This is a genomic window from Photorhabdus temperata (assembly GCF_025384845.1).
Taxonomy (GTDB): Bacteria; Pseudomonadota; Gammaproteobacteria; order Enterobacterales; family Enterobacteriaceae; genus Photorhabdus; species Photorhabdus temperata.
In genome coordinates this window covers 94050-117355 of record NZ_JAJAFX010000008.1, presented here as the reverse complement: position 1 = coordinate 117355, position 23306 = coordinate 94050, and the positions used below count along the sequence as shown (strand labels likewise).

Annotated in this window: 21 protein-coding genes and 1 pseudogene; 13 read left to right on the top strand and 9 right to left on the bottom strand. The window is 41.5% G+C overall.

Annotation, left to right across the window (positions count from 1 at the left end):
- From LGZ99_RS04975 to LGZ99_RS04960, 4 genes are all read left to right on the top strand, one after another.
- The coding region (locus LGZ99_RS04975; RefSeq protein ID WP_262978902.1) for a tail fiber assembly protein at window positions 1-177 on the top strand (177 nt) is incomplete at its 5' end.
- Window positions 178-489 (top strand): recombinase family protein, encoded by a 312-nt coding sequence (locus LGZ99_RS04970; RefSeq protein ID WP_315903462.1) that lies wholly within the window; start codon window positions 178-180, stop codon window positions 487-489.
- Between the two features lie 154 nt (window positions 490-643).
- Window positions 644-850, top strand: coding sequence for an alpha/beta fold hydrolase (locus LGZ99_RS04965; protein ID WP_262978899.1), 207 nt, complete (start codon window positions 644-646; stop codon window positions 848-850).
- A 21-nt stretch (window positions 851-871) separates the two neighbouring features.
- Window positions 872-1345, top strand: a complete 474-nt coding sequence (locus tag LGZ99_RS04960; protein WP_262978898.1) for an alpha/beta fold hydrolase — start codon at window positions 872-874, stop codon at window positions 1343-1345.
- A 50-nt stretch (window positions 1346-1395) separates the two neighbouring features.
- Here the strand turns inward: LGZ99_RS04960 and LGZ99_RS04955 are convergent, their stop codons facing one another.
- A complete protein-coding gene (locus LGZ99_RS04955; RefSeq protein WP_021325822.1) occupies window positions 1396-1590 on the bottom strand; it encodes a DUF2498 family protein in 195 nt (64 codons plus the stop codon).
- A 435-nt stretch (window positions 1591-2025) separates the two neighbouring features.
- On the opposite strand from LGZ99_RS04955, the gene topA reads away from it, so the two are divergent.
- Both topA and cysB read left to right on the top strand, forming a co-directional pair.
- Window positions 2026-4623, top strand: coding sequence for a type I DNA topoisomerase (gene topA / locus LGZ99_RS04950; protein ID WP_023045298.1), 2598 nt, complete (start codon window positions 2026-2028; stop codon window positions 4621-4623).
- A gap of 307 nt (window positions 4624-4930) precedes the next feature.
- Window positions 4931-5905 carry an HTH-type transcriptional regulator CysB gene (gene cysB / locus LGZ99_RS04945; protein WP_021325452.1) on the top strand — a complete coding sequence of 325 codons (975 nt, stop codon included), beginning with the start codon at window positions 4931-4933 and terminating at the stop codon, window positions 5903-5905.
- A 50-nt stretch (window positions 5906-5955) separates the two neighbouring features.
- On the opposite strand, the gene LGZ99_RS04940 is transcribed toward cysB, so the two are convergent.
- A complete protein-coding gene (locus LGZ99_RS04940) occupies window positions 5956-6783 on the bottom strand; it encodes an Evf family palmitoylated virulence factor (RefSeq protein ID WP_023045299.1) in 828 nt (275 codons plus the stop codon).
- Between the two features lie 252 nt (window positions 6784-7035).
- On the opposite strand from LGZ99_RS04940, the gene acnA reads away from it, so the two are divergent.
- Window positions 7036-9711, top strand: coding sequence for an aconitate hydratase AcnA (gene acnA, locus LGZ99_RS04935; RefSeq protein ID WP_036837139.1), 2676 nt, complete (start codon window positions 7036-7038; stop codon window positions 9709-9711).
- Window positions 9712-9776: 65 nt separating this feature from the next.
- Here the strand turns inward: acnA and ribA are convergent, their stop codons facing one another.
- Window positions 9777-10373 carry a GTP cyclohydrolase II gene (gene ribA / locus LGZ99_RS04930; RefSeq protein ID WP_036837141.1) on the bottom strand — a complete coding sequence of 199 codons (597 nt, stop codon included), beginning with the start codon at window positions 10371-10373 and terminating at the stop codon, window positions 9777-9779.
- 589 nt (window positions 10374-10962) lie between these two features.
- Here ribA and LGZ99_RS04925 point away from each other — a divergent pair.
- The 6 genes from LGZ99_RS04925 (at window position 10963) to LGZ99_RS04900 (ending at window position 15003) form a co-directional block, all read left to right on the top strand.
- Window positions 10963-11274 (top strand): LapA family protein, encoded by a 312-nt coding sequence (locus LGZ99_RS04925; RefSeq protein WP_021325448.1) that lies wholly within the window; start codon window positions 10963-10965, stop codon window positions 11272-11274.
- A 6-nt stretch (window positions 11275-11280) separates the two neighbouring features.
- Complete coding sequence (gene lapB / locus LGZ99_RS04920) at window positions 11281-12450, top strand: lipopolysaccharide assembly protein LapB (protein ID WP_021325447.1); 1170 nt, start codon at window positions 11281-11283, stop codon at window positions 12448-12450.
- A gap of 44 nt (window positions 12451-12494) precedes the next feature.
- Entirely contained in the window at window positions 12495-13241 is a 747-nt protein-coding gene (gene pyrF / locus LGZ99_RS04915) for an orotidine-5'-phosphate decarboxylase (RefSeq protein ID WP_021325446.1), read from the top strand.
- Window positions 13231-13557 (top strand): stress response translation initiation inhibitor YciH, encoded by a 327-nt coding sequence (gene yciH / locus LGZ99_RS04910; protein ID WP_021325445.1) that lies wholly within the window; start codon window positions 13231-13233, stop codon window positions 13555-13557. The genes pyrF and yciH overlap by 11 nt, the downstream gene beginning before the upstream one ends.
- A 324-nt stretch (window positions 13558-13881) precedes the next feature.
- On the top strand, window positions 13882-14487 hold the full coding sequence (locus LGZ99_RS04905; RefSeq protein ID WP_036837143.1) for a TetR/AcrR family transcriptional regulator: 606 nt from the start codon (window positions 13882-13884) through the stop codon (window positions 14485-14487).
- Window positions 14488-14523: 36 nt separating this feature from the next.
- Window positions 14524-15003: a nuclear transport factor 2 family protein gene (locus LGZ99_RS04900; RefSeq protein WP_036837145.1), complete on the top strand. Its 480-nt coding sequence runs from the start codon at window positions 14524-14526 to the stop codon at window positions 15001-15003.
- Between the two features lie 81 nt (window positions 15004-15084).
- Here LGZ99_RS04900 and LGZ99_RS04895 read toward each other — a convergent pair whose 3' ends face one another.
- The 6 genes and pseudogenes from LGZ99_RS04895 to LGZ99_RS04870 form a co-directional block, all read right to left on the bottom strand.
- On the bottom strand, window positions 15085-15507 hold the full coding sequence (locus LGZ99_RS04895; protein ID WP_036837147.1) for a type II toxin-antitoxin system VapC family toxin: 423 nt from the start codon (window positions 15505-15507) through the stop codon (window positions 15085-15087).
- The gene (gene vapB / locus LGZ99_RS04890; RefSeq protein WP_036837149.1) at window positions 15504-15731 is read right to left on the bottom strand and encodes a type II toxin-antitoxin system VapB family antitoxin; all 228 of its coding nucleotides are present in this window, start codon (window positions 15729-15731) and stop codon (window positions 15504-15506) included. Before vapB ends, LGZ99_RS04895 begins: the two co-directional genes overlap by 4 nt.
- Before the next feature lie 163 nt (window positions 15732-15894).
- Window positions 15895-16053: pseudogene (locus LGZ99_RS04885) on the bottom strand (CcdB family protein); the annotation flags it as partial.
- A 17-nt stretch (window positions 16054-16070) separates the two neighbouring features.
- Complete coding sequence (locus LGZ99_RS04880; RefSeq protein ID WP_036837150.1) at window positions 16071-17351, bottom strand: type II toxin-antitoxin system HipA family toxin; 1281 nt, start codon at window positions 17349-17351, stop codon at window positions 16071-16073.
- Window positions 17348-17701 (bottom strand): helix-turn-helix domain-containing protein, encoded by a 354-nt coding sequence (locus tag LGZ99_RS04875; protein ID WP_235184647.1) that lies wholly within the window; start codon window positions 17699-17701, stop codon window positions 17348-17350. The genes LGZ99_RS04880 and LGZ99_RS04875 overlap by 4 nt, the downstream gene beginning before the upstream one ends.
- 289 nt (window positions 17702-17990) lie before the next feature.
- Window positions 17991-22988, bottom strand: a complete 4998-nt coding sequence (locus LGZ99_RS04870; RefSeq protein WP_081858258.1) for a putative adhesin — start codon at window positions 22986-22988, stop codon at window positions 17991-17993.
- Window positions 22989-23306 lie beyond the last annotated feature (318 nt).

Sequence of the window (23306 nt, the reverse complement as noted above, 5' to 3'; positions counted from 1 at the left end):
ACACTGCTACAACAAGCAAATGAAACACTCTCATTGCTACAAGACTCTGTTGACTTAGAAGTCGCGACAGACTCAGAGAAAGCGGCATTACTCGAATGGAAAAAGTACAGAGTATTACTCACTCGTGTAGATGTTAACCAGGCTCCCAACGTTGAGTGGCCTGAGGTGCCGAAATAAGTGAAAAAGCCGGGTGACCGGCTTATATGCCTCACTGATAGTATCGATACCGGTACCGCTATGGGGAGATTCTTCTTTCATGTGATGAGCGCACTAGCCGAAATGGAGCGGGAACTGATTGTTGAAAGAACAAACGCAGGCTTGATAGCTGCGCGTGCTCAGGGAAGAATTGGCGGCAGACCAGTGTCACTGTCAGCTGAAGACAGGAAACAGGCTATGAGACTGCTGGCTAAAGGTCACACACGGAAACAACTATCTCTGATTTACAATACGTCACTGTCTACTGTGTATAAGTATTTGCCGGTGAAATAGCAAAGCCGGGTGACCGGCTTCATTGTGTAAAATCAATTGGTATACCTCATATCGGGTGCTATTTCCGTTTGTACATATGTGTGTGCATATCGGTATTTTTTATTGATTTAAATTTATTTAACTTATTGTTTATTTTGAATATTTAATAAATATAATGAATTTTGGCGACGAATACCGCATTTTGACTATTGATTTGCCAGGGCATGGCGCTTCATCAAACGCAGTGGATCCTCGCCGGACTTATTCGATATCTGGCTATGCTCTCTGCATTATTGAAGTGTTGGAAAAATTAGGCATCAATAAAGTTGCTGTTTTCGGATGGTCGCTGGGGGGCCATATCGGGTTGGAAATGATCTCGTGATTCCCTGGAATTGTTGGATTAATGATTTGTGGCACGCCTCCGGTTAGTCCAGGAGCAGAGAATGTCAGTCTTGGGTTTAAGCCAAGCCGGTTCATGGCCATATCGGGTAAGGCTTCGCTGACTGAAGAGGAAATTACAGATTATACTCTGGCGCTGTATGGCAAAAATGCGCTTAGTGAACCATTTCTTAGAGCGGCAGTTGCACGGACTGATGGTTTAGCACGGCAATATATGTCCGAAGCGTCCGTTTCACCCGATGTCATGGATCAACGATTGTTAGTTGAAACAAACCCAACTCCTCTGGCGATTGTTAATGGGGCAGAAGATTTATTTGTAAATATTGATTATATTAATGGAATAACCTACAAAAATCTCTGGACTGGTCGTGTTTATAATTTAACCAATCTTGGTCATGGACCATTCTGGGAAGCGCCGGAGAGATTTAATGTCATGATGGCGGGTTTTTTCTCCGATCTTCCCCTGAAGATTAAATAATATTCACAGTTTATAGTACAAAGTGTTTTATATACCCGGCAGATATAGTTTTAGAGGGTTTTTATATATCTGCCTGTTCGTTTCTTTTCATCCAGAAAAGATTCACCACGGAATGCCAATACATCCCCTTTTTGTGCTACATCGTCTACATGCATACCCTGAATAAAATCCTTGTGTTGGTGGATAATACGGTTGGCTTTTTCCAATAATTGTTCACGTTTAATCGGTGCCGTTCCCTTTCGCATTTCTCAGCCCTTATCAAAAATAATTTGTTGCGCATCATTTTTTATCAGGTAGAGTGTGAACTTTTCATCATGCAGATGGAAGATTTTGTTTACGATTCGTTTCATTCATTTGCATAGCTCATGGGCGGTATCTAAAATACCTCAAATAATTCAACAGGTTTCGAATTCGGGCAGATCATCTGAATAAAAATAAGTTGATATATTGAGAATCTATCGCAATATAAAAAGAGGTTTTAACAAAATTGCGGAATTCTCCTGCCTAAATTCTTATTGAGAGTGAAGCGAACTTTTAGGATTAGGGGGGAAGATGGATAGCCGACAGCCCATAGGGCTGTCAGCGGTCTGTCATACCAAGGGGGGATTTTAGCTTGTAGACACCGTGATATGGATGCTGTGAATTTCGCCATCTGAAAAGATAATTAGGTAAAGATAACTATGGGTAAAGCTCTTGTAATAGTGGAGTCCCCGGCAAAGGCCAAAACAATCAATAAATATTTGGGGAGTGACTACGTGGTGAAATCCAGCGTGGGTCATATCCGTGATTTGCCGACCAGCGGCTCAGCCAGCAAAAAGAGCTCGAGCTCATCTACCGATAAGTCTAAGAAGAAGGTCAAAAAAGATGAGAAAGCTGCATTAGTCAGCCGTATGGGGGTTGACCCATACCGCGGCTGGGAAGCTGATTATCAGATTTTGCCAGGCAAAGAGAAGGTCGTGGCAGAGCTGAAATCACTGGCTGAAAAAGCAGATCATGTTTATCTCGCAACGGATCTTGACCGTGAAGGAGAAGCCATTGCATGGCACTTGCGGGAGGTGATTGGTGGTGACAATGATCGTTTTAGCCGGGTTGTTTTTAATGAAATTACTAAAAATGCCATCAAACAGGCATTTGATAATCCGGGTGAATTGAATATTGACCGGATAAATGCGCAACAAGCCCGTCGTTTTATGGATCGGGTTGTGGGTTATATGGTTTCTCCGCTACTGTGGAAAAAGGTTGCCAGAGGGCTTTCTGCCGGTCGCGTGCAATCTGTGGCGGTACGCCTTGTTGTGGAAAGAGAGCGCGAAATTAAAGCGTTTGTACCGGTAGAATATTGGCAGTTACACGCTGATTTACTGGCGAAAGATGAAATTTCACTGCATATGGAAGTGACTCATAAGCAGGGTAAGCCGTTTAAGCCGGTTAATGGTGAGCAAACTCAGGCCGCCATATCGTTATTGGAAAAAGCCCGTTACAAAGTTATTGATCGTGAAGATCGTCCAACATCCAGTAAACCGGGTGCGCCGTTTATCACCTCCACATTACAGCAGGCCGCCAGCACGCGTTTAAGTTTTGGTGTTAAAAAGACCATGATGATGGCCCAGCGTTTGTATGAGGCAGGGTATATTACTTATATGCGTACTGACTCAACCAACCTGAGTCAGGATGCGCTGGATATGGTTCGTGGTTATATCGGTGATAATTTTGGTGATAAATACCTGCCGAAAACAGCGAATACTTACAGCAGCAAAGAGAATTCACAGGAAGCGCACGAAGCTATCCGTCCTTCCAGCGTTGATGTCATGGCTGAACAACTGAAAGACATGGATGCGGATGCGCAAAAACTGTATCAGCTTATCTGGCGTCAGTTTGTTGCTTGCCAAATGACACCGGCACAATACGATTCCACAACCCTGACGGTACAGGCGGGTGATTTTGAATTGCGCGCCAAGGGCCGTACATTGCGTTTTGATGGCTGGACAAAAGTGATGCCGGTATTGCGCAAGGGTGATGAAGACTATACTTTGCCTGTTGTTGACATTGGTACTGAACTTGATTTGCAACAACTGCTCCCAAGCCAGCACTTTACCAAGCCGCCAGCACGTTACAGCGAGGCATCCTTGGTTAAAGAACTGGAAAAACGCAGTATTGGTCGCCCGTCTACCTACGCTTCCATTATTTCCACGATTCAGGATCGTGGCTATGTTCGGGTGGAGAGCCGTCGTTTCTATTCAGAGAAAATGGGGGAAATTGTAACTGATCGGCTGGAAGAGAATTTCAACGGGCTGATGAGTTATGATTTTACCGCGCAAATGGAAGATCAGCTCGATCAAGTTGCAAGTAATAAAGCTGAATGGAAAGGGGTTTTAGATGAGTTTTTCACTGATTTCAGTGAACAGCTTGATGTCGCCAATAAAGACCCGGAAGATGGCGGGATGCGACCCAACCCGATGGTGATTACCTCCATTGAGTGTCCGACATGCAATCGTCCTATGGGTATCCGCACGGCAACCACGGGCGTTTTCCTGGGTTGTTCCGGTTATGCGTTATCACCTAAAGAGCGTTGCAAGCAGACGATCAACCTTATCCCTGAAAATGAAATTCTCAACATTTTGGAAGGGGATGATGCGGAAACAAACGCATTACGTGCTCGTCGTCGTTGTAAAGAATGTGGTACAGCGATGGACAGTTATCTTATCGATAACCAGCGTAAATTGCATGTTTGTGGTAATAATCCTGCTTGTGATGGCTACGAAGTGGAAGAGGGCGAGTTTCGCATTAAAGGATATGATGGCCCGGTTATCGAGTGTGATAAATGTGGCGCTGAAATGCATCTGAAAATGGGGCGTTTTGGTAAATACATGGGCTGTACCAGTGAAACGTGTAAAAATACCCGCAAGATCCTGCGTAGCGGAGAAGTTGCTCCACCAAAAGAAGATCCGGTTCCGTTACCTGAACTTCCTTGTGAAAAGTCTGATGCGTATTTTGTATTGCGTGATGGTGCCGCTGGCGTCTTTTTAGCCGCGAATACTTTTCCTAAATCGAGGGAAACCAGAGCGCCTTTGGTAGAAGAGCTGGCTCGTTTTAAAGACCGCCTGCCGGAAAAACTACGCTATCTGGCTGATGCGCCTGTGGCTGATGCTGAAGGTAATAAAACTGTTATCCGTTTTAGTCGTAAAACTAAACAGCAATATGCTTCTTCAGAGAAAAATGGCAAGGCGACGGGGTGGAGTGTGTTTTATGTTGATGGAAAATGGGTTGAGAAAGATAAATAATAATAATTTTTAAGAGAATCAACACGCTCTTTTTCTCAAAAATGAAGTCATTTTTTTCTATTAAGCCAACCTTATAGGTTGGCTTTTTTCATCTATCAACAAAATTTTAAAATATATGAATTGAAATTCAGCTATAACCTTCGTTATGATTTTTCAATTATTCGTTATATAAATATATAATCGTGTTATAGTGGTTATATGAGAAAACATTATTATTTCTATTAGTTATAATAAATAGCAAACAGCAATATCAGGCCAGATTTTAAGTCATAATTGTTCACAGCGTTTATTTTGGGATGGTGCTTATATGAAATTGCAGCAACTTCGTTATATCGTAGAGGTGGTAAACCACAACCTTAATGTCTCATCTACGGCGGAAGGATTGTATACATCTCAACCAGGGATCAGTAAGCAAGTCAGGATGCTTGAAGATGAATTAGGTATTCAGATTTTTTCCCGCAGTGGTAAACACCTGACGCATGTTACTCCCGCAGGTGAAGAGGTTGTCCGAATTTCTCGTGAAGTATTGTCTAAAATTGATGCAATACGGTCAGTTGCCAGTGAACATACTTATCCGAATCGTGGTTCGCTATATATCGCCACTACCCATACACAGGCCCGTTATGCATTACCTCCTGTGATTAAAGGATTTATTGAGCGTTATCCGCAGGTCTCTTTGCATATGCACCAGGGGTCGCCAACGCAAATTGCTGAAGCTGTGAGTAAAGGTAATGCTGATTTTGCTATTGCCACTGAAGCGCTGCATTTATACGAAGATTTGATAATGTTGCCTTGCTACCATTGGAACAGAACGTTAGTGGTGACACAGGATCATCCGCTGGCGGGTAAAGAGAATGTTTCAATTGAAGAATTGGCAGAATATCAACTGGTTACTTATACCTTTGGTTTTACCGGTCGTTCTGAATTGGATGTTGCATTCGATAAAGTGGGCTTAAAACCTAAAATTGTTTTTACTGCCACTGATGCTGATGTCATTAAAACTTATGTCCGGTTGGGTTTGGGTGTTGGGGTTATTGCCAGCATGGCGGTTGATCCGGTGCAGGATAAAGATCTTATTTGCATTGATATGCGAGATAAATTCAGCTACAGCACAACTAAGATAGGTTTTCGGCGCAGTAGTTTCTTGCGCAGCTATATGTATGATTTTATGTGGCGTTTCGCACCCCACCTGACGCGTGATGTTATTGATCAGGCGGTTGCTTTGCGCTCAAATGAAGATATCGAAATCATGTTCAAAGATATCAAATTGCCAATCATATAATAAAATAATAAGGGAGATAATGACTTCCATTATCTCCCGGATTTTACTTATCAGGTTGGATCAAACTCACCACTGAAGAAATCATCGGAATCTTCTATTGATATTTTTCTGTGCTTATTAATGAAATTATCAAAACTGGCCTTAAGATCAGGATGTTCGAGCGCTTCGTAGTCTAAGACCGATATTAAGGATGAGTATTCAAAATCAATATTAACATTCTCATTAGAAGCACAACTTGATAAAAAGTTTGAATTATTACTATCGAAATTAATTCTATAGAGTTTCAGTTTTGGAATATATACCGTTTTTTCTCCGACAACCAAGGTATCTATGGCAACTGTCAGTGTCATAGTAGAATAAAAACCTTTATTTTTCCGTATGCCTAAACGAATCGTTTCTCCTTGTTTGGTAAGAAAGTCAGCGAAGTTTGCCAGCATATCTGTATTTTCGAATACAACAACATTCATGATAAAATGAAGAAAACTTTTTGAGATACTTAGACCCGTCAATGAGTCTGTGTAGTTTTTGGATTCGACTTTGGTGGTACCCATTAAAGGGAGTTTATTGACAACTTGAGTCCAGAATGCCATATCTGTCTTATATTTCTCTCCATGCTTTTCTGCATGTTTATTGACATAATTAGTTGCGATGGAGGAAAGTGCAATTAATGTTTGACTTAAACTATTCGTTTTTTCCTGAACATCTTTTTGATCAGATAATTGTGTTGCGATAATGAATTGAACTAAACCATCTTTTTCTTTGTATGTGTTTGTATTTTCTATATTAAAATAAGCGCCATCAATGTGGAAGAACTTATTGGCTTCATTGATCTTCTCGATATGAACCTGGTGATTTGTAATTGAGTTTCTTATATCCATAATTTTGTCCTTATTCTTTTAATTAATAATTAGAGTCCAATTTAATTGTTGGCGAACTAATTCTAGCTGATTGTCATTCAATTGTTTACCCCACTAAATCATCAAAATTTATTACAGAAATTCTGATGGACAATCTGAATTGACAAATTGTGTGGTAATAAAAAACAATTATTTGCTTATATGTTATGTTTAACTTGTGCCATTATCATAAGATGGCTCTGAGTGATGCCAGCATAATAAGAAGGAGGAGTTATGTCGTTTGATTTGAAAAAGGTTTGTGTTTCAACACTTTCCGCTGCAAGTAAAGAGTATGATTATTACAGCTTGCCACTGGTTGCTAAACATTTAGGTGATATTTCCCGCTTGCCTAAATCAATGAAAGTTCTTCTGGAAAATCTCCTGCGCAATATTGATGGCAACTCTGTTGTTGATGACGATTTAAAAGCGATTGTTGATTGGCAAAATAGCGGTCATGCAGACCGGGAAATTGCTTACCGACCGGCTCGTGTATTAATGCAGGATTTTACGGGAGTTCCGGCTGTCGTTGATTTAGCGGCGATGAGGGATGCAGTTCAGCGTCTTGGTGGTGATGTTGAACAGGTTAATCCATTGTCACCTGTTGATCTGGTCATTGACCATTCCGTTATGGTGGATAAATTTGGCACAGAAAACGCCTTTGAACAAAATGTTCAATTAGAAATGGAACGTAACTATGAACGTTACCTGTTTCTGCGTTGGGGGCAACAAGCATTTAACCGTTTTCGCGTCGTACCGCCGGGAACCGGGATTTGCCATCAGGTCAACTTGGAATACCTGGGTAAAACGGTTTGGCATGAAACGCATAACGGGCGGGAGTTGGCTTATCCTGATACCCTGGTTGGTACGGATTCTCACACTACTATGATCAATGGCCTTGGTATTTTGGGATGGGGGGTTGGTGGTATCGAAGCGGAAGCGGCTATGTTAGGACAACCTGTTTCCATGCTTATCCCTGATGTGGTGGGTTTTAAACTCACCGGAAAGTTACGCGAAGGGATTACTGCCACAGATCTTGTGCTGACAGTGACACAGATGCTGCGTAAACAGGGTGTGGTGGGGAAATTTGTTGAATTTTATGGTGATGGGTTAGCTGACTTGCCGTTGGCAGACAGGGCAACCATTGCCAATATGTCACCGGAATATGGTGCAACGTGTGGTTTCTTCCCAGTAGATGATATTACGCTGAGTTATATGCGGTTAACCGGGCGCGCAGAACAGCAGATTGCTCTGGTTGAAACATATTGTAAGATCCAGGGGCTATGGCGAAATCTGGGTGATGAGCCGGTATTTACCAACAGTCTGGAACTGGATATGTCTACGGTGGAAGCCAGCCTAGCCGGGCCGAAACGTCCACAAGACAGGGTTGCTTTAGCGCGGGTACCACAGGCATTTCAGTCAGCTATTGATCTGGAGATGAATAAAGCGCAAGGAAAAGTCGCCTCAGCCCCTGTTAATCTGGATAACCAGGTCTATGAGTTAGAAGATGGTGCGGTTGTCATTGCTGCGATTACCTCCTGTACCAACACATCTAACCCAAGTGTGATGATGGCCGCGGGTTTACTGGCGAAAAAAGCGGTTGAGAAAGGGCTTAAACGCCAGCCGTGGGTAAAAACCTCACTGGCGCCCGGCTCGAAAGTTGTGACGGATTATCTTGAGATTGCTGGCTTTACGCCATATCTGGAGAAACTTGGTTTCAATCTGGTGGGTTACGGCTGTACAACTTGCATTGGTAACTCCGGGCCATTGCCTGAACCTATTGAAACTGCGATTAAACAAGCCGATCTTACCGTCGGTGCGGTCCTGTCTGGCAACCGGAACTTTGAAGGCCGGATCCATCCGCTGATAAAGACTAACTGGCTGGCATCACCACCATTAGTTGTGGCATATGCCTTATCCGGCAGCATGAAAAAGGATCTGACTAAAGATTCTATTGGTCAGGATCAGCAAGGCAATGATATCTATTTGAAAGACATATGGCCTGACCGGAAAGAAATTGCTGAAGCGGTTGATAAAGTTAAGGTTGGCATGTTCCACAAAGAGTACGCCGAAGTATTTGATGGTGATGAAACATGGCAATCGCTGGATGTCGTCAGTTCTGTAACTTATGACTTCCAACCTGACTCTACTTACATTCGCCACCCGCCATTCTTTAGTGAGATGACAGCGGAGCCGGAGGCTATAATTGATATTCACGGCGCGAATATACTGGCTATTCTTGGTGATTCTGTCACCACAGACCATATTTCCCCCGCGGGAAATATCAAAGCTGACAGTCCGGCAGGGCGTTATCTTCAGGAACATGGCGTTGATCCGAAGGATTTTAACTCTTATGGCTCAAGGCGTGGTAACCATGAAGTGATGATGCGCGGGACGTTCGCCAATATTCGTATCCGTAATGAAATGATTGCGGGTGTAGAAGGGGGATATACCCGCCATATTCCATCACAGACACAATTAGCGATTTATGATGCGGCCATGCGCTATCAGGAAGAAAAAACACCATTGGCTGTAATTGCCGGCAAAGAATATGGTTCTGGTTCGAGTCGCGATTGGGCCGCGAAAGGAACCCGGTTGTTGGGGGTTCGGGTGGTGATTGCGGAATCATTTGAACGTATTCACCGTTCTAACCTGATTGGTATGGGTGTATTACCACTGGAATTCCCTCAGGGAGTAAATCGTAAGACGCTGAATCTGAGCGGTGATGAGACGATTGATATTGCGGGGATGAATAACCTTAAGCCTGGTCAGATCGTACCGGTAGAAATGACTTATGCTGATGGGTGCAAGGTGGTCGTTGAGGCCCGGTGTCGTATTGATACTGGAACTGAATTGGATTATTTCCACCACGGCGGTATTTTGCATTATGTCATCCGCCATATGTTGAAATGATTTTTACATTCCATACAGATGGCGCCAGCATTGGCGCCATCTTTGTCAGCTAAAATAAGTAGAAATTAAGGCTCTTCCGGCAGAAAATGCCCCATTTTTCTGGCTTTGGTATCTAGATAATAAGCATTTTTAGCGTTGCGGCCGGTAATTAACGGAACCCGCTCCACAATGTTAATACCTGCTTCGGTCATAATTTCCACTTTTTTAGGATTGTTTGTCAGCAGACGAATAGCATTAACGCCCAGCAATTTATACATGTCTGCACATAAGGTAAAATCACGTTCATCGGCGGCAAAACCTAACTGATGATTAGCTTCTACCGTATCCGCGCCCTTATCCTGTAGTGCATAAGCACGAATTTTGTTTAGCAGGCCAATATTACGGCCTTCTTGCCGGTGGTAAAGTAATATCCCCCGTCCTTCCTTAGCAATTTGAGCCAGAGCTGCTTCAAGTTGAAAGCCGCAGTCACAACGCAGGCTGAACAGGGCATCACCCGTCAGACATTCTGAATGGATCCTGGAGAGAACAGGTTCATTATTAGAAATAGTGCCATATACCAATGCAACATGATCTCGACCCGTGGCGATTTCTTCAAAGCCGATCATCAAAAAGTCGCCCCATGGGGTAGGTAATTTAGCCTCAGCTATCTGTCTTAATTGCATCTTATTGTTCATATGTCGATTCAGACTCGTTATAAGAATGGATTGTAAAAAATAATATCGGTCTGGGAAATCAGCTGAAACTGCACAAGAAATTTTCTCTGATTATAACGCACATGTATTCTGCCATATTTACAACCAATTATCTGTGAAAAATCTTCAAATAATCGTATATAAGTAATAGATATAACATCAACGTGTTAAACTATAGACAGATTTTTAAAATGCATATAGGAATAATTTGGTAGCGGATATGAATCAATTTATCAGACCTATAGTTATAGCGACCATGATTTTATTGTTGCCACCTGTTGTCGTGTTGATAGCAGGATGGCAATGGCAACCTATGGGAGAGCGTCAGTGGCTTAAGATACTGTATTGGAATGGCGGTTGATTAACTTCCAAAAGGATTTAGATAGGTAATTGCTTCTTATTTACACTTAGTTAGTGGGAAGATATCGCAAAAAAGCTGAAAGAAGCATTTATCATGATAAATTGCTTCCTTTGCCCAGACTGGAAATGCTAATTTAATGGGCCGTTATGTCTGTTATTTGGCATAATACCCAAGCAACAATAGATAACAGGAAAAAATGTGAAATATTTTCTGATTTTATTACTGGTATTGGTGATTTTTGTCATCTCTGTAACTCTTGGCGCAAATAACGATCAGATTGTTACTTTTAACTATCTGATTGCTAAAGGGAATTACTCTGTATCTACGCTTTTGGCTGTATTGTTCGCTAGCGGTTTCGTGTTAGGCTGGGTTATCTGTGGATTATTCTATCTTCGTACTCGTTTATCATTGGGAAGAGCTGAACGCAAGATTAAGCGACTGGAAGCACAACTGGAGCAACCTGCTGAACCTCCGGTTACTCATTCACCGCCTGTATTTAGCAAGGAATAAATTCCCATGTTAGAGCTGTTGTTTCTGTTGCTTCCTGTGGCCGCTGCTTATGGCTGGTATATGGGGCGCAGAAGTGCTCAACAAGATAAACAACAAAATGCTGATCGCTTGTCGCGGGAATATGTTGCCGGGGTTAACTTTCTCCTTTCGAACCAGCAAGATAAAGCGGTGGATCTGTTTCTTGAGATGCTTAAAGAGGACAGTTCCGCTTTTGAAGCGCATCTGACTTTGGGGAATCTGTTCCGTTCCAGGGGGGAAGTGGAACGGGCTATCCGTATTCACCAATCTCTCATGGAAAGCGCTTCTCTGACATTTGAACAGCGCTTACTGGCGACGCAACAATTAGGCCGCGACTATATGTCTGCGGGTTTATATGATCGTGCTGAAAATATGTTTGTTCAGCTGGTGAATGAAAAAGACTTTCGGCAAAATGCGTTTCAATCACTGCTTACGCTTTACCAGGCAACCAGTGATTGGAAAAAAGCCATTGATATCGCTGAAAAATTAGTTAAGTCCGGCAAACATGATTTACGGGAAAAAATTGCGCATTTTTATTGCGAACTGGCCTTGCAGGAAATGGGCGGTGATGATCTTGATGAGGCTATTGGCTATCTCAATAAAGCTGTCCAGGCAGATAAAAATTGCGCCAGGGTTTCTATTATGTTGGGACGCCTGTTTATGGTCCAACAGGAATACACCAAAGCGGCAGGTTCTTTAAAATCTGTTCTTGAGCAGGATAAAGAGTTGGTCAGTGAGGTATTACCTATTCTCCAGGAATGTTACCAGCATCTGAATCAGATTGATGAATGGGAAAAATTCCTCAAACGTTGTGTCGAAGAGGATAGTGGAGCAGCTGCCGAACTTTTACTGGCTGATATTATCGAGCAGAAAGAGGGCCATGAAGTCGCGCAGATCTATATCAATCATCAATTAGAACGCCATCCGACGATGCGCCTGTTTTATCGCCTGATGGATTACCATTTGGCGGAAGCGGAAGAAGGCCGGGCGAAAGAAAGTATTATTTTGCTGCGGGACATGGTGGGTGAACAAATTCGTACCAAACCTAATTATCGCTGCCATAAATGCGGCTTTACTTCTCATTCACTTTATTGGCACTGCCCATCATGCCGCTCATGGGATTCGATTAAACCCATCCGTGGGTTGGATGGTCAGTGACAATATCACAGTAATATTTCTTTGTTGGTCAAAAAGGTTAAAAAATGACATCGCATACCTTAACATCATTCGGTAAACAGATTAGCTCGCCTGTAATTGTTGCTTTAGATTACGACAATCAGGATGCTGCCTTGGCTTTTGCCGACAAAATTGATCCACAGGATTGCCGCCTGAAAGTGGGTAAAGAGATGTTTACCCTCAATGGTCCTCAGTTTGTTAAATCGTTGCACCAGCGTGGCTTTGAAGTATTTCTGGATTTGAAATTCCATGATATTCCCAATACCACCGCCAGGGCGGTAGCTGCTGCGGCTGAGATGGGAGTTTGGATGGTAAACGTTCATGCCAGCGGTGGCGCCAGAATGATGGCGGCGGCGAAAGAAGCGCTGTTGCCTTATGGTCATGCTGCGCCGTTATTAATTGCCGTCACGGTATTAACCAGCATGGAACAATCGGATCTGCAAGGTATCGGTATTGATATTACGCCGGCGCAGCAGGCTGAAAGGCTGGCAAAACTCACGCAGGAGTGTGGATTGGATGGTGTGGTTTGTTCTGCGCATGAGGCTCAGCAACTGAAAAACGCTTGTGGTCAGGATTTCCGACTGGTAACGCCGGGGATTCGTCCGGCAGGCAGTGAAGCCGGTGATCAGCGTCGTATTATGACGCCGGAACAGGCGGTACTGGCTGGTGTTGATTATATGGTTATCGGGCGTCCGATTACTCGTGCAGCGGATCCGGCGGCAGCCTTGCGTCAGATTAACCAATCTATTGCAGGAGTTATTAATGCAAGATAATAATTCGCGGCTGGTCTATTCCACAGACGGCGGACGGATTCAGGAAGAAACCGCTAAACCTCAGCGTCCGAAAGGGGATGGTATTGTTCGAATCCAGCGCCAAACCAGTGGTCGTAAAGGAAAGGGCGTTTGCGTTATTACCGGAATTGACGCTGATGATCAGACGCTGGTCAAGTTGGCGGCTGAATTGAAGAAAAAATGTGGCTGCGGTGGTTCAGTAAAAGATGGTGAAATAGAAATTCAGGGCGATAAAAGGGATTTATTGAAACACTTGCTTGAAGCCAAAGGGATGACAGTTAAATTGGCTGGTGGTTGATAGAAGGGCGGATATTCGCCCTTTAATACCTATCTGTTCGGATAATATTCTTTTACATGCGGATTTCTTCTCAACTCTCTATTAATGGTTGATGATTTTTCGATTAAATACAATTAACTCCCCTTCTGAAAAGTTAAAAACATCCAATCTGTTTCGTAAATTATTTTACACTATGATTTTGGTATCATAATGCACTGTAGACTATTTAAGATAGTTCTTTTGTGAAAATGGGTCACTTTATGATAAATGTGATTATTATTAAAATTACTTTTTAAATCATAAGGATAACAAATTTATTCTGTTTTTTTAGTTAAGAGGTTGACTATGGAGAATGATCGTTCTACCATGAAAAACATGGAAGGTGAGAAAGCGTCAAACATCAGGGAAAACATGTTGGATGCTGTAGATGAATTAATTTACACCAGGGGGATTGCGGCGACAGGTATCGATCTGATAACGCGTACAACCGGTTCTTCACGTAAGACAATTTATCGTTATTTCGGCACCAAAGATGGGTTGGTTGAAGAAGTTCTTCGCCGACGAGATGAACGATGGATGGGGTGGTTTACTTCATCAATAGCTGAATATAAGAAACCAGAAGAGAAATTGCTGAATATTTTTCTGGTATTACAAACATGGTTCGAAAGTGATGATTTCAGAGGATGTGCGTTTATCAATACATCCGGTGAACGGCTTGATCCTGTTGATCCGGTAAGAATTATTGCTAAGGAGCATAAAGAGAAAGTATTTACTTACGTTCTTTCTATTTGTGAGGAAATATCGCCGGACTCATCGGTAGATTTAGCCAGGAAATTTTTGATTCTGATAGAAGGCGCTATTACAACTGCCCATATAATGAATGACAGAAATTATGCTTTGGAAGCAATGAATATCGCTAAGGCATTATTGAATAAATACAATGTGAGTTAATGGAAAATTTAATTATAATTAATTAGGAGACAAAATATGTCTGATACAAAAGAAATTCGCCATCCGGTACCGCCATTTACCCGGGAAACGGCTATTCAAAAAATTCGCTTGGCCGAAGATGGATGGAACAGCCGTGACCCTGCAAAGGTTTCATTGGCTTATTCATTGGATACTCATTGGCGTAATCGCGCTGAATTCGTGTATAGCCGCAAAGAGGCTCAGGATTTCTTAGCCAGAAAATGGGAGAAAGAGCACGAATACCGGCTTATTAAAGAATTGTGGGCTTTTACTGATAATAGAATAGCGGTTCGTTATGCTTATGAGTGGTGCGATGATTCTGGTAATTGGTTTCGCTCATATGGTAATGAGAACTGGGAATTTAACGAAGACGGCTTGATGTTCAACCGCTATGCTTGTATTAATGATCTGCCGATAAAAGAGTCTGAACGAAAATTTCATTGGCCTTTAGGCCGCCGTCCTGATGATCATCCCGGATTATCTGATTTAGGATTGTAATTTAATAGTAAATAGAAAATTGTAGATATGGCTGGTTTATAGGTGTGCTTAATAAGCCAGCCGTGATGCTTTTTACGTTATTTAGGGGCAGTTTACCCAATCTTCGATAATTAAGCCATCCACACGCTTAAACTCGCGGGTATTATTTGTCACCAGGATTGCTCCACACGCTAGTGCATGTCCTGCGATAGCTGTATCATTAGCGCCGATCGGTGTTCCTGCTGTGGTCAGCGTGTTTTTAATATCGGTTGTAGCATCTACGGCGGCTTTATCCCATGGCAGGATGGCATCAAGGCGTTGACAGAATGCTTCAACGAGTATGGTATGTTTCGGAGAAGCTTTTTTGCCAATAGCTCCAAATTTCATTTCCGCATAGGTAATTGCTGAGATAACAATTTCATGTCTGTACAAAACACATTGTTGTAATTTATGGAGAACATTCGCTGGCTGCTCTCTCATAATGAAAGAGCAGATATTGGTATCCAGCATATAAATATTTTTCATAATTTCACGCGACCTTCTTCGATAATATCAGGGCGTGATTCTAAAAAATTATTATCAGCTTTTTCCTGTGACAGAAAAGAATCCCATGTGGGTTTTATTGGTTTCAGAATAATGGAGTCCCCGATACGGGAAATTTCTAATTCGGCGATACCATCAAAATCCATATCTTTTGGGAGTCTTATTGCCCGGTTATTACCGTTTTTAAATATCGCTACGGTACGCATGTGAACCTCCTTTTGTTTAACATATGTGCACAATATATGCCTGCATCTAGCATATGTCAACATATCCATTATACTTCCAAGCCAGCAAGATTTCCGGCTAACATCGTCTCGCAAGGGAGTTGGTCGGATAAGCGCAGTCTGGCAACAGCTTGCGTTTATCCGACTAAATACCGTCAAAGAAGAAATTGAGTGCCGCCTTTACCTGATTGCGGTATTGCGATGCATCGCAAAATTCAGCACCCAAAGCATGAACAGATATACTGGCTAGTTCGTGAGTCATGACAGCATATTTTTTGTCGTCTATCAGCCTGATAAGGGGGATCTACCAAGGGCTTTCATTTACCGTTTGAGATAAGATAGATTACGGTTAATACAGTTCGTGACCTGATGAAGTTCATCAGTGGGAATATCATCAGTCACATCCTGTGCAGTATGAGCGAAGTCGGCGACGACATCTGCTACTTCATTAATAATGTTGTTCATTCTGTCCTGCGCGATGCCCGCATTGTTGGCAACCTTCAGTAACATGGTGCGGGTGATATCCGAACCGTGACCACCCACTGCGGTCTGATGTTGTCCGCCGGGTCCGTCCGCAAAGGTCAGATCATAGGCGGGGGATACTACCCACTCATCGTTTTCATTCAGAATGAAGGCGAAGTTTTTCACATGATCGTCGCGGTTATACATCAACACGTTGAACACCATACGCTGGGCTTGGATTTCTCTCTCAACAACAGAGCGTGTGATGAACCCAGTCGCCCGTAGGATATCTGTGTAATCCATACAGGGTAACCGGAAATCGGCATGCAGAGCGCCGGCCATACTCAGTACCGGTACTCGCATTCCATTCTCACGATCGAATCGTCGGACACCGAAGGCAGCGAGTTCCCCTTCAAGACGGAAGTAGCGGCTTGCGGGGAAATCAATGTTCGCCATTCTGGCCATACAGGCATATACCTCCTCAAGGGCACAGACCCAAGGGTTTTCTTCTGCTGCGGGGAATTTGACCAGCCAGGGTTCACTCCCTGGGAACGCAGTCGTTCTCATCTGGCCGGTGGATGGATTATATTCTACCTGTGCTTTTGGCCTGGCCCCGTGGGGCGAGCCGCCCAGCAGGAAAAGTTCTTGCAGTGCTTCCGAATCCTGACCAGTGACTTCTTGACGGATCTGTTGAGCCAGTCCGGTCAAGCTCAGAATGCTATATTTGTCTTCCTGGTCGTCCGGTAAAGGCAGAACAGGTTGGTAGGTCAGTGCTCCCATCGTGTTATCGCCTAGCAAGGCCAGACGTTCCAGGACTGAAATCCGGCCAGGATCGACATGATTACGGCGAAGGAACCGGTCCATAAGCAGCCGTCCCCACCCATCCGGTAGAGAATCTGAGATGAAGCCAGGGAGCCAGTCCTGAAAATGCTCAAAATTCGTGTAAGTCTCTGTGGAAAGCGGCAGTTTCAAGGGTGAGAATTCGATGCCACTCTCAAGAGCGTCATGGGTGTACTCAAATAAATAACGTCCACGCACGGTACTTTCGGCCAGATGGCCCAGCACCCACTGTTCTCCCCAACCGCTGTAGATCACCTGTAGCCGGCTCAGTGACCGATATTGAAAGTTTCGTACCGTCATTTTTTTGATCCTCCTGATTGATGCGCGCGGACATTGTAGGAGAGTTTCCGGGCCGGGCGAAGGGTTCGCCGGGCGCGCTGGCGAACCGGTTTCTTCATGGCTTCGAGCTGTGCAATGCTGATTTGTTGTGGCACAAACAGGGACTTCACTTCGTTCTCCAGCCGTAGGGCAAAGACAACCTTCATAAAATTCTCAAGCGTGCCCTGTCCGCTGCCTTCAAGTTTTTTGAGCGCAGAGACAGAAATACCGCTCCTGTGCGCTAGCTCTGTCTGGAGCATGTTACGTCGCAGTCGGTGCTCCCGAAGGCGGTGCCCAAGTTCTGCCAGTAACTCTGATTCGGTATAAAGCATTAGAGCCACAAACACACCTCCTAAATTTGGATTTTCTAGTTAAGGGATTTTATTATACCTCTTATTTTACCAAAACTTGATATGCAGGGGAGATTTTAAGAGCGTCATATGAGTCTCATAAAGGTGTTTAAGGTTCTTTAGGGTTGTATATGAGTCCTTTAGAAAAGAGATGTCAGTGACATATCAGTCTGCTGGTAGGTAAACCGGTAATATTGTCTATTTGGTATAAATAAGGTGGGGAGGGGCTCCCCGCCTTAGTTTGGTATTTCAGATGATATAAAGGTACGTTTTAATTATCTATAAATAAGAAAGGTGCTATACCGACGATTTTTTCTGTTGTGAGATTATGGTGCAAATTTACCGTAATAACAGAATAGATTATTGCGCCATCGGGAGTGAGTGCCGCCTCTCGTCGCCGGCGTGACATAGTAACCGTTGGTTCCAGCTTGGGTTCATAACCGCCGCCAAGGCCGGTGTCATGTACTGATTTCATGTTCATTCTATTAAGCTCTTCACGACAGGCGACAAAGGTTATTTCGTCATACTTTGCCATCCTTTCGTCTGTTTTCATCAGGGCAAAAATATCAGACAGTTTTTTACGGTTTCCTGCTTCAGGGCTAACCACGAGTGCATCATATTTAATGATTGCCGTATCGTTTGCTCTGTTTTTCCATATTGCCGCCTTAACTTCTTCATCAGGCATTCTTTCGTAATATTTGATACCATAATTTCTTACCTTGCCATGATTTGATCTATTAGCTTCTACTCCGGTAGCAAGCAGATAGTTTTCAACATCATTGGCAGCCATATTTTGAATATCGTTTACGGTAAAAGTTTTATCGCCTATTTTTACATTAGCCAGACTTGCTGTGTTGCCTGCTTTAATTGTTGCATAAGGTTGTACCGTCAAGCCGCTATTACCCAATGTAACATCAAAGGGAGAATTCAATGGGTTTTCTGGTGCTTCCAATAATGTCTTATTGTGGGGGCCAAGAAACTGGATCGTTTTCCCTGCCGGGACTTGTGTCGCTGCACTATCAGAGAAAAAATATCCGTGTGAACTTAGCATCAATTTATTGGTAGGCTCATTCGGTACTGTCCATAATTGGAATGCACCACCCAACTCAATTCTTTGTGGCTCTAATTGAGGATAGCTTTTTTGTAAATGTTTAATCCTGGTTGCCGCTTTTGTTTTTCTAATATCACCCGTTCCAATATCTGTTTCTGGTTTCTTATTGGCTTTCCTCCATTCTCTCACTCTGTTTCGGTAATCAGTTGCCGACTCATCGGGCATTTTTTCAGGTTTTCCATCACCAACGCCCATGACATTTCGGTGTGATTCATTTATGTTTATTTTGATGTTTGTCAGCGGAATTTGATTATCGCCCTTGCCAGAATAAGGTCGGATAATGTATTCATTTTTGCCTTTAAATATGGCATGTTCTGCTCTGAATCTATTTTCCGTTAACAGGGCTGAATTATTCTCCAATAAATAATCAGAATTACTGAAATCAAATAACGTATTTTCATCGTTAACGTAATATTTTGTTCCCACAATACGTGATTCTTCCAGTGTAGAAAAACCACCACTGATTTTCTTATCAATCATTTTATTATCGATAGAAGTAAACCATGTTGGGTAACGATTATAATAGATATGTAGCATCTCATGATATAAAGCAATCGCAGGTTCACGAGAACGCCAAGGTTCCTCGGTAATTTTTTCTTCCATACCAATCAGATGATTATCTGGATCAAAGGCGATACTGCTACCGGTGCTGTTTCTGGCATAAAATTGCCCATCTTTTTCGCGTACAATGGCACTCATTGTTGGAGGCTGTATATTTAAACCCTGTTTTTCAAGTTCTTGAATAACAATATTTCCAGAGGGTATTTGGTCTATTTCGTTTAGTGCATGAGTGACTTGATTAATAAATAGTTGATTACCTGTTATTGTGATCCCCACAGGAGGAATATCAACACGGTTACTCTCTATTGATGTATATTGAGCCGTTTTTGAGATATTGCCCGAAGTATATTTTGGCATCGATGTGAACGGTATTTCCTCGATGGCAAGGGCAATTCTATTTATCTCTGCTTGGTTGGGTATTTGATTTTCGAAGGAAAATATTTCTTTTAGTAAATAAGGAAGTTCGGTTTTGATAGCATTAATTTTTTCAATCGAAATACTCGGATTGTTTTGTAATGGTAAGATAACTTTACGGATCCAAGCCTGCTGGATATCTACTATCTCTGTGCTGAGTAGAACTGTCTTATCTCCAAGTTTTAGCGATTTTTCGAAAAAATGTGTTAATGTGTCAGTAATATCTGAGAGTTTATCGATATCATATTTTTCACAATTTTTGAATGCGGTATTGATATGAATAAATGCATCCAATATCTTATCGTTATTAATATTACTGTGTGCTGCCTCAAGTTCCTGAGTTATTCTTTTACTTTGCTCCAGAATAAGAAATTTATTAGATACATCGGCATGAGTAATCCAATGCCCATTTTTATCTAATTTAACCGCAGGCCAGTAACTAAATTGTTCGGGGTAGGCAGGGTTGACGACACGCCAAGTATGATTTGCTTCATCCCATTTGACTTGATAATTAGCGCCAGATTCCTTTATATAGTAGTTTTGTTTTGCGGCTGCTTCTACATTAGCAGGGCGTATTGAATAGATCCCTTTATATATTCCTTCATTTGAATGAGATGCTATTCCGTCGAGTGGAAGATGACTGATTTTCCATTCATCTTTAAGTTTACCTAATCCTTTAACGCTTTTGCCAAAAATATCAGCGAAACTTTTCTCAAGTTTAATACTATTTCTCATTGCCCCTACTGCGCTGATTACTCCCCGGTAAGTTAAGGTCAGTGTTGATCTGATTGGTAAAGGTTCGATTAAATCGATTAATCCACCGAGCAGAATGCTGGAAGATTGACGTAGGGTGATTATGCCATGTTCTGGTAATGTTCTGATGACTGCTTGAATTAACGCTCTCCCGGACAGGCCGGCTTGTCTGAGGCGCAATGTGGTTTGTGTTACTTTTGCAGCCATTGATTCAGTCAGTGACATGCCTAAGGTGGCAACAACTAACAGCACATTTGCTGTATCAAAGATAATTGAACCAATATCTTCTCCCGTTAATTGATATTCACTATCGGTTGTTGATTTATAGATAACATTGTAGAAAGGAATAAGAATAGTTGCTGCTATATGCCACCCAGAGGTAATATCCAGCGCTTGTTTACTTTTTATTGCAATATCGTTTAAACCTTGCTGTATTATTGTTGCGGTAACAGAAAGTAAGTTATCTTCTTTATAAAAATTAAATTTAGGTGAACCGGTGAAACTAATTCCTACATTCATTCCTGACGTTATACCATAATAATCATTCCAAAATGCATCGTAAGAATGCTTATATCTGCTTGTTTCTGAAAAGCCAATCAGCGTGTTAGAACGCTCATAGCCAATCGGAAAAAGCCTTTTCCCGGTATTGACCATCATATTTGGCATTAATATGCCCATGCCTATCTCCATTTTTAGCTCAGTTAAAAATAAGGCATGGGGTCTAGACATGGCACGTAAGGTGGGATGGCTATCAACCTGCTGTTGGGTATATTTTTTTGCTTTTATTCCTCCTTGTATTGTTGAGACAACCAGCCAATTACCTTGATACATTTTTATCATGGCGACATTTCCCATACTCTGTTCGACTGAATAGAGAAAAGCTTCTTCTGGTGGGTTAACAATTTCTTCGACAGTTAATTGCGCAGCAGGAGATGAGAATATTAATTTACTGAGTGAAATGGATTCATAATGACTGTATTTGTTTTTATAAACATTAAATTGCTCATTAAAATTGTATTGTGAATCAAATTTATCTCTCTTTTTGAAATCGATAAAAGAAAAGTATCCTGCCGGCTTTACATTTTTTTTATTGAAAGGGGTAAGTTTTATCTTGTCATTTTCAAATAATTTTATTGTTTCTAATGTGGAGTAATTAAATGCCTGTTCCACATTAGCATTTTCTTTTCTCATTCGATAAATGATTGCTGCTGTTAAAATAATACAGCCTTCCATATCAATATGTTTTGATTCCTGGGTAAGAACATGATCAGTATCATATTGAATATTATGTTTTTTAAATAATAACTTGGCCTGATTTTGGGCGAAAATAATATCGCGATAATCACCATGACCTTTAGTCATTTTTCCTACTTTAGGTGCAATTTGATAAAGCAGGGCGCCTAATGAAGATAAAACTAATAAATGATATTTAGCTGCTTGTAGTGTTTGCAGTTCAAAAATATCTTTCTGGCTATATTCGGTGCGATTTTGGTTTTTTAGTGTTATCTCTTCTTTGGCTAATTGGGCTAATAATATATCATCGCCAATATTAATACCTTGATTAATTTCCGAGTCAGTAATGGGTATGCCTGGATTAATATTAGTTGAGGTGATTAGCTTCGTTACCTTTTCAATGCCTTGTTTATACGAATTAAAAAGATCTTCTTTATCTTTAATTCGTTGGTTATAATCTGACTTTTCTTTATCACTTAACTCTATATTGCCATCTGACATAAAAGTCAGCAGTGCATCTGAATAGATTTCATCATCGATATCGCCTGTAGAAAATGCCTCACGATATATTTTCAGTAGGGGTTCTTCGGGGTTGATACCTAATTCGTCCCATACATCTATTTTGATTTTATCTGTGGCGACTTCATCTTTATGCAGATTTTTTAGTTTGTTAAGAATCTCCATCTTTGCCAGTAGAGTATTTATTGCTGCATCGCTATCTGTCTTTTTGTAATCTTTTATAAAAATAAGATTGAGGATGTTATTTATTGTATGCAGTAAATCAGAATATTTTATTTCGGAATAGTTGTCAAAAACTATGCTCAACTTTTCTTTTAGAGATTTTTGGAATTCAGGTGAATATTGACGATAAGAAGATAGATTTTCAACTATGTATAGACTCGTTGATTTAATATCGGATGTGATCCAGGTTGGGTAATTCTGATTACCCTTCAATAGAGAGACAAATACCTCATCGCTATTCTTATTACATTTATTATCTTTGCAATTTTCATTACTATTACGTTGGTATTCCCAATATTTTCCCTGGACTACAGCATGTTCTGTTTCTTCTTGATCAGGATGTCGTTGATTCCAGGATGAAGATTCTGCTATTGGAGATAAAATGCTGTTATTTTCTCCTTTTGCATAGGGTGCATTACTATTGGTATTTTCAATATCATAATCGGAATGTGACATATAATCCTCCTAGTTGATTATATTTATAGATGAAAAATAAAAACTACAATGTTGTCATATGTTTTTTACAATTTTGTTTCACTGCATTTACCAAATTAATGGAAGGATGAATGGGGATGATTATCAGCATTAACTGAATCACTACCACATTGATCTGATTTATATTGATTACTATTGATAATTAAATATTACCCATAACCTTAAAATCACATTAATCAAGTTGGTCAATTATAATCAAAGTCAATTAATGTAAAATACTAATTAATGTAAGTGGAAATTATTAATTTGTTTAATTATATATAAGTATTTATTTATTAT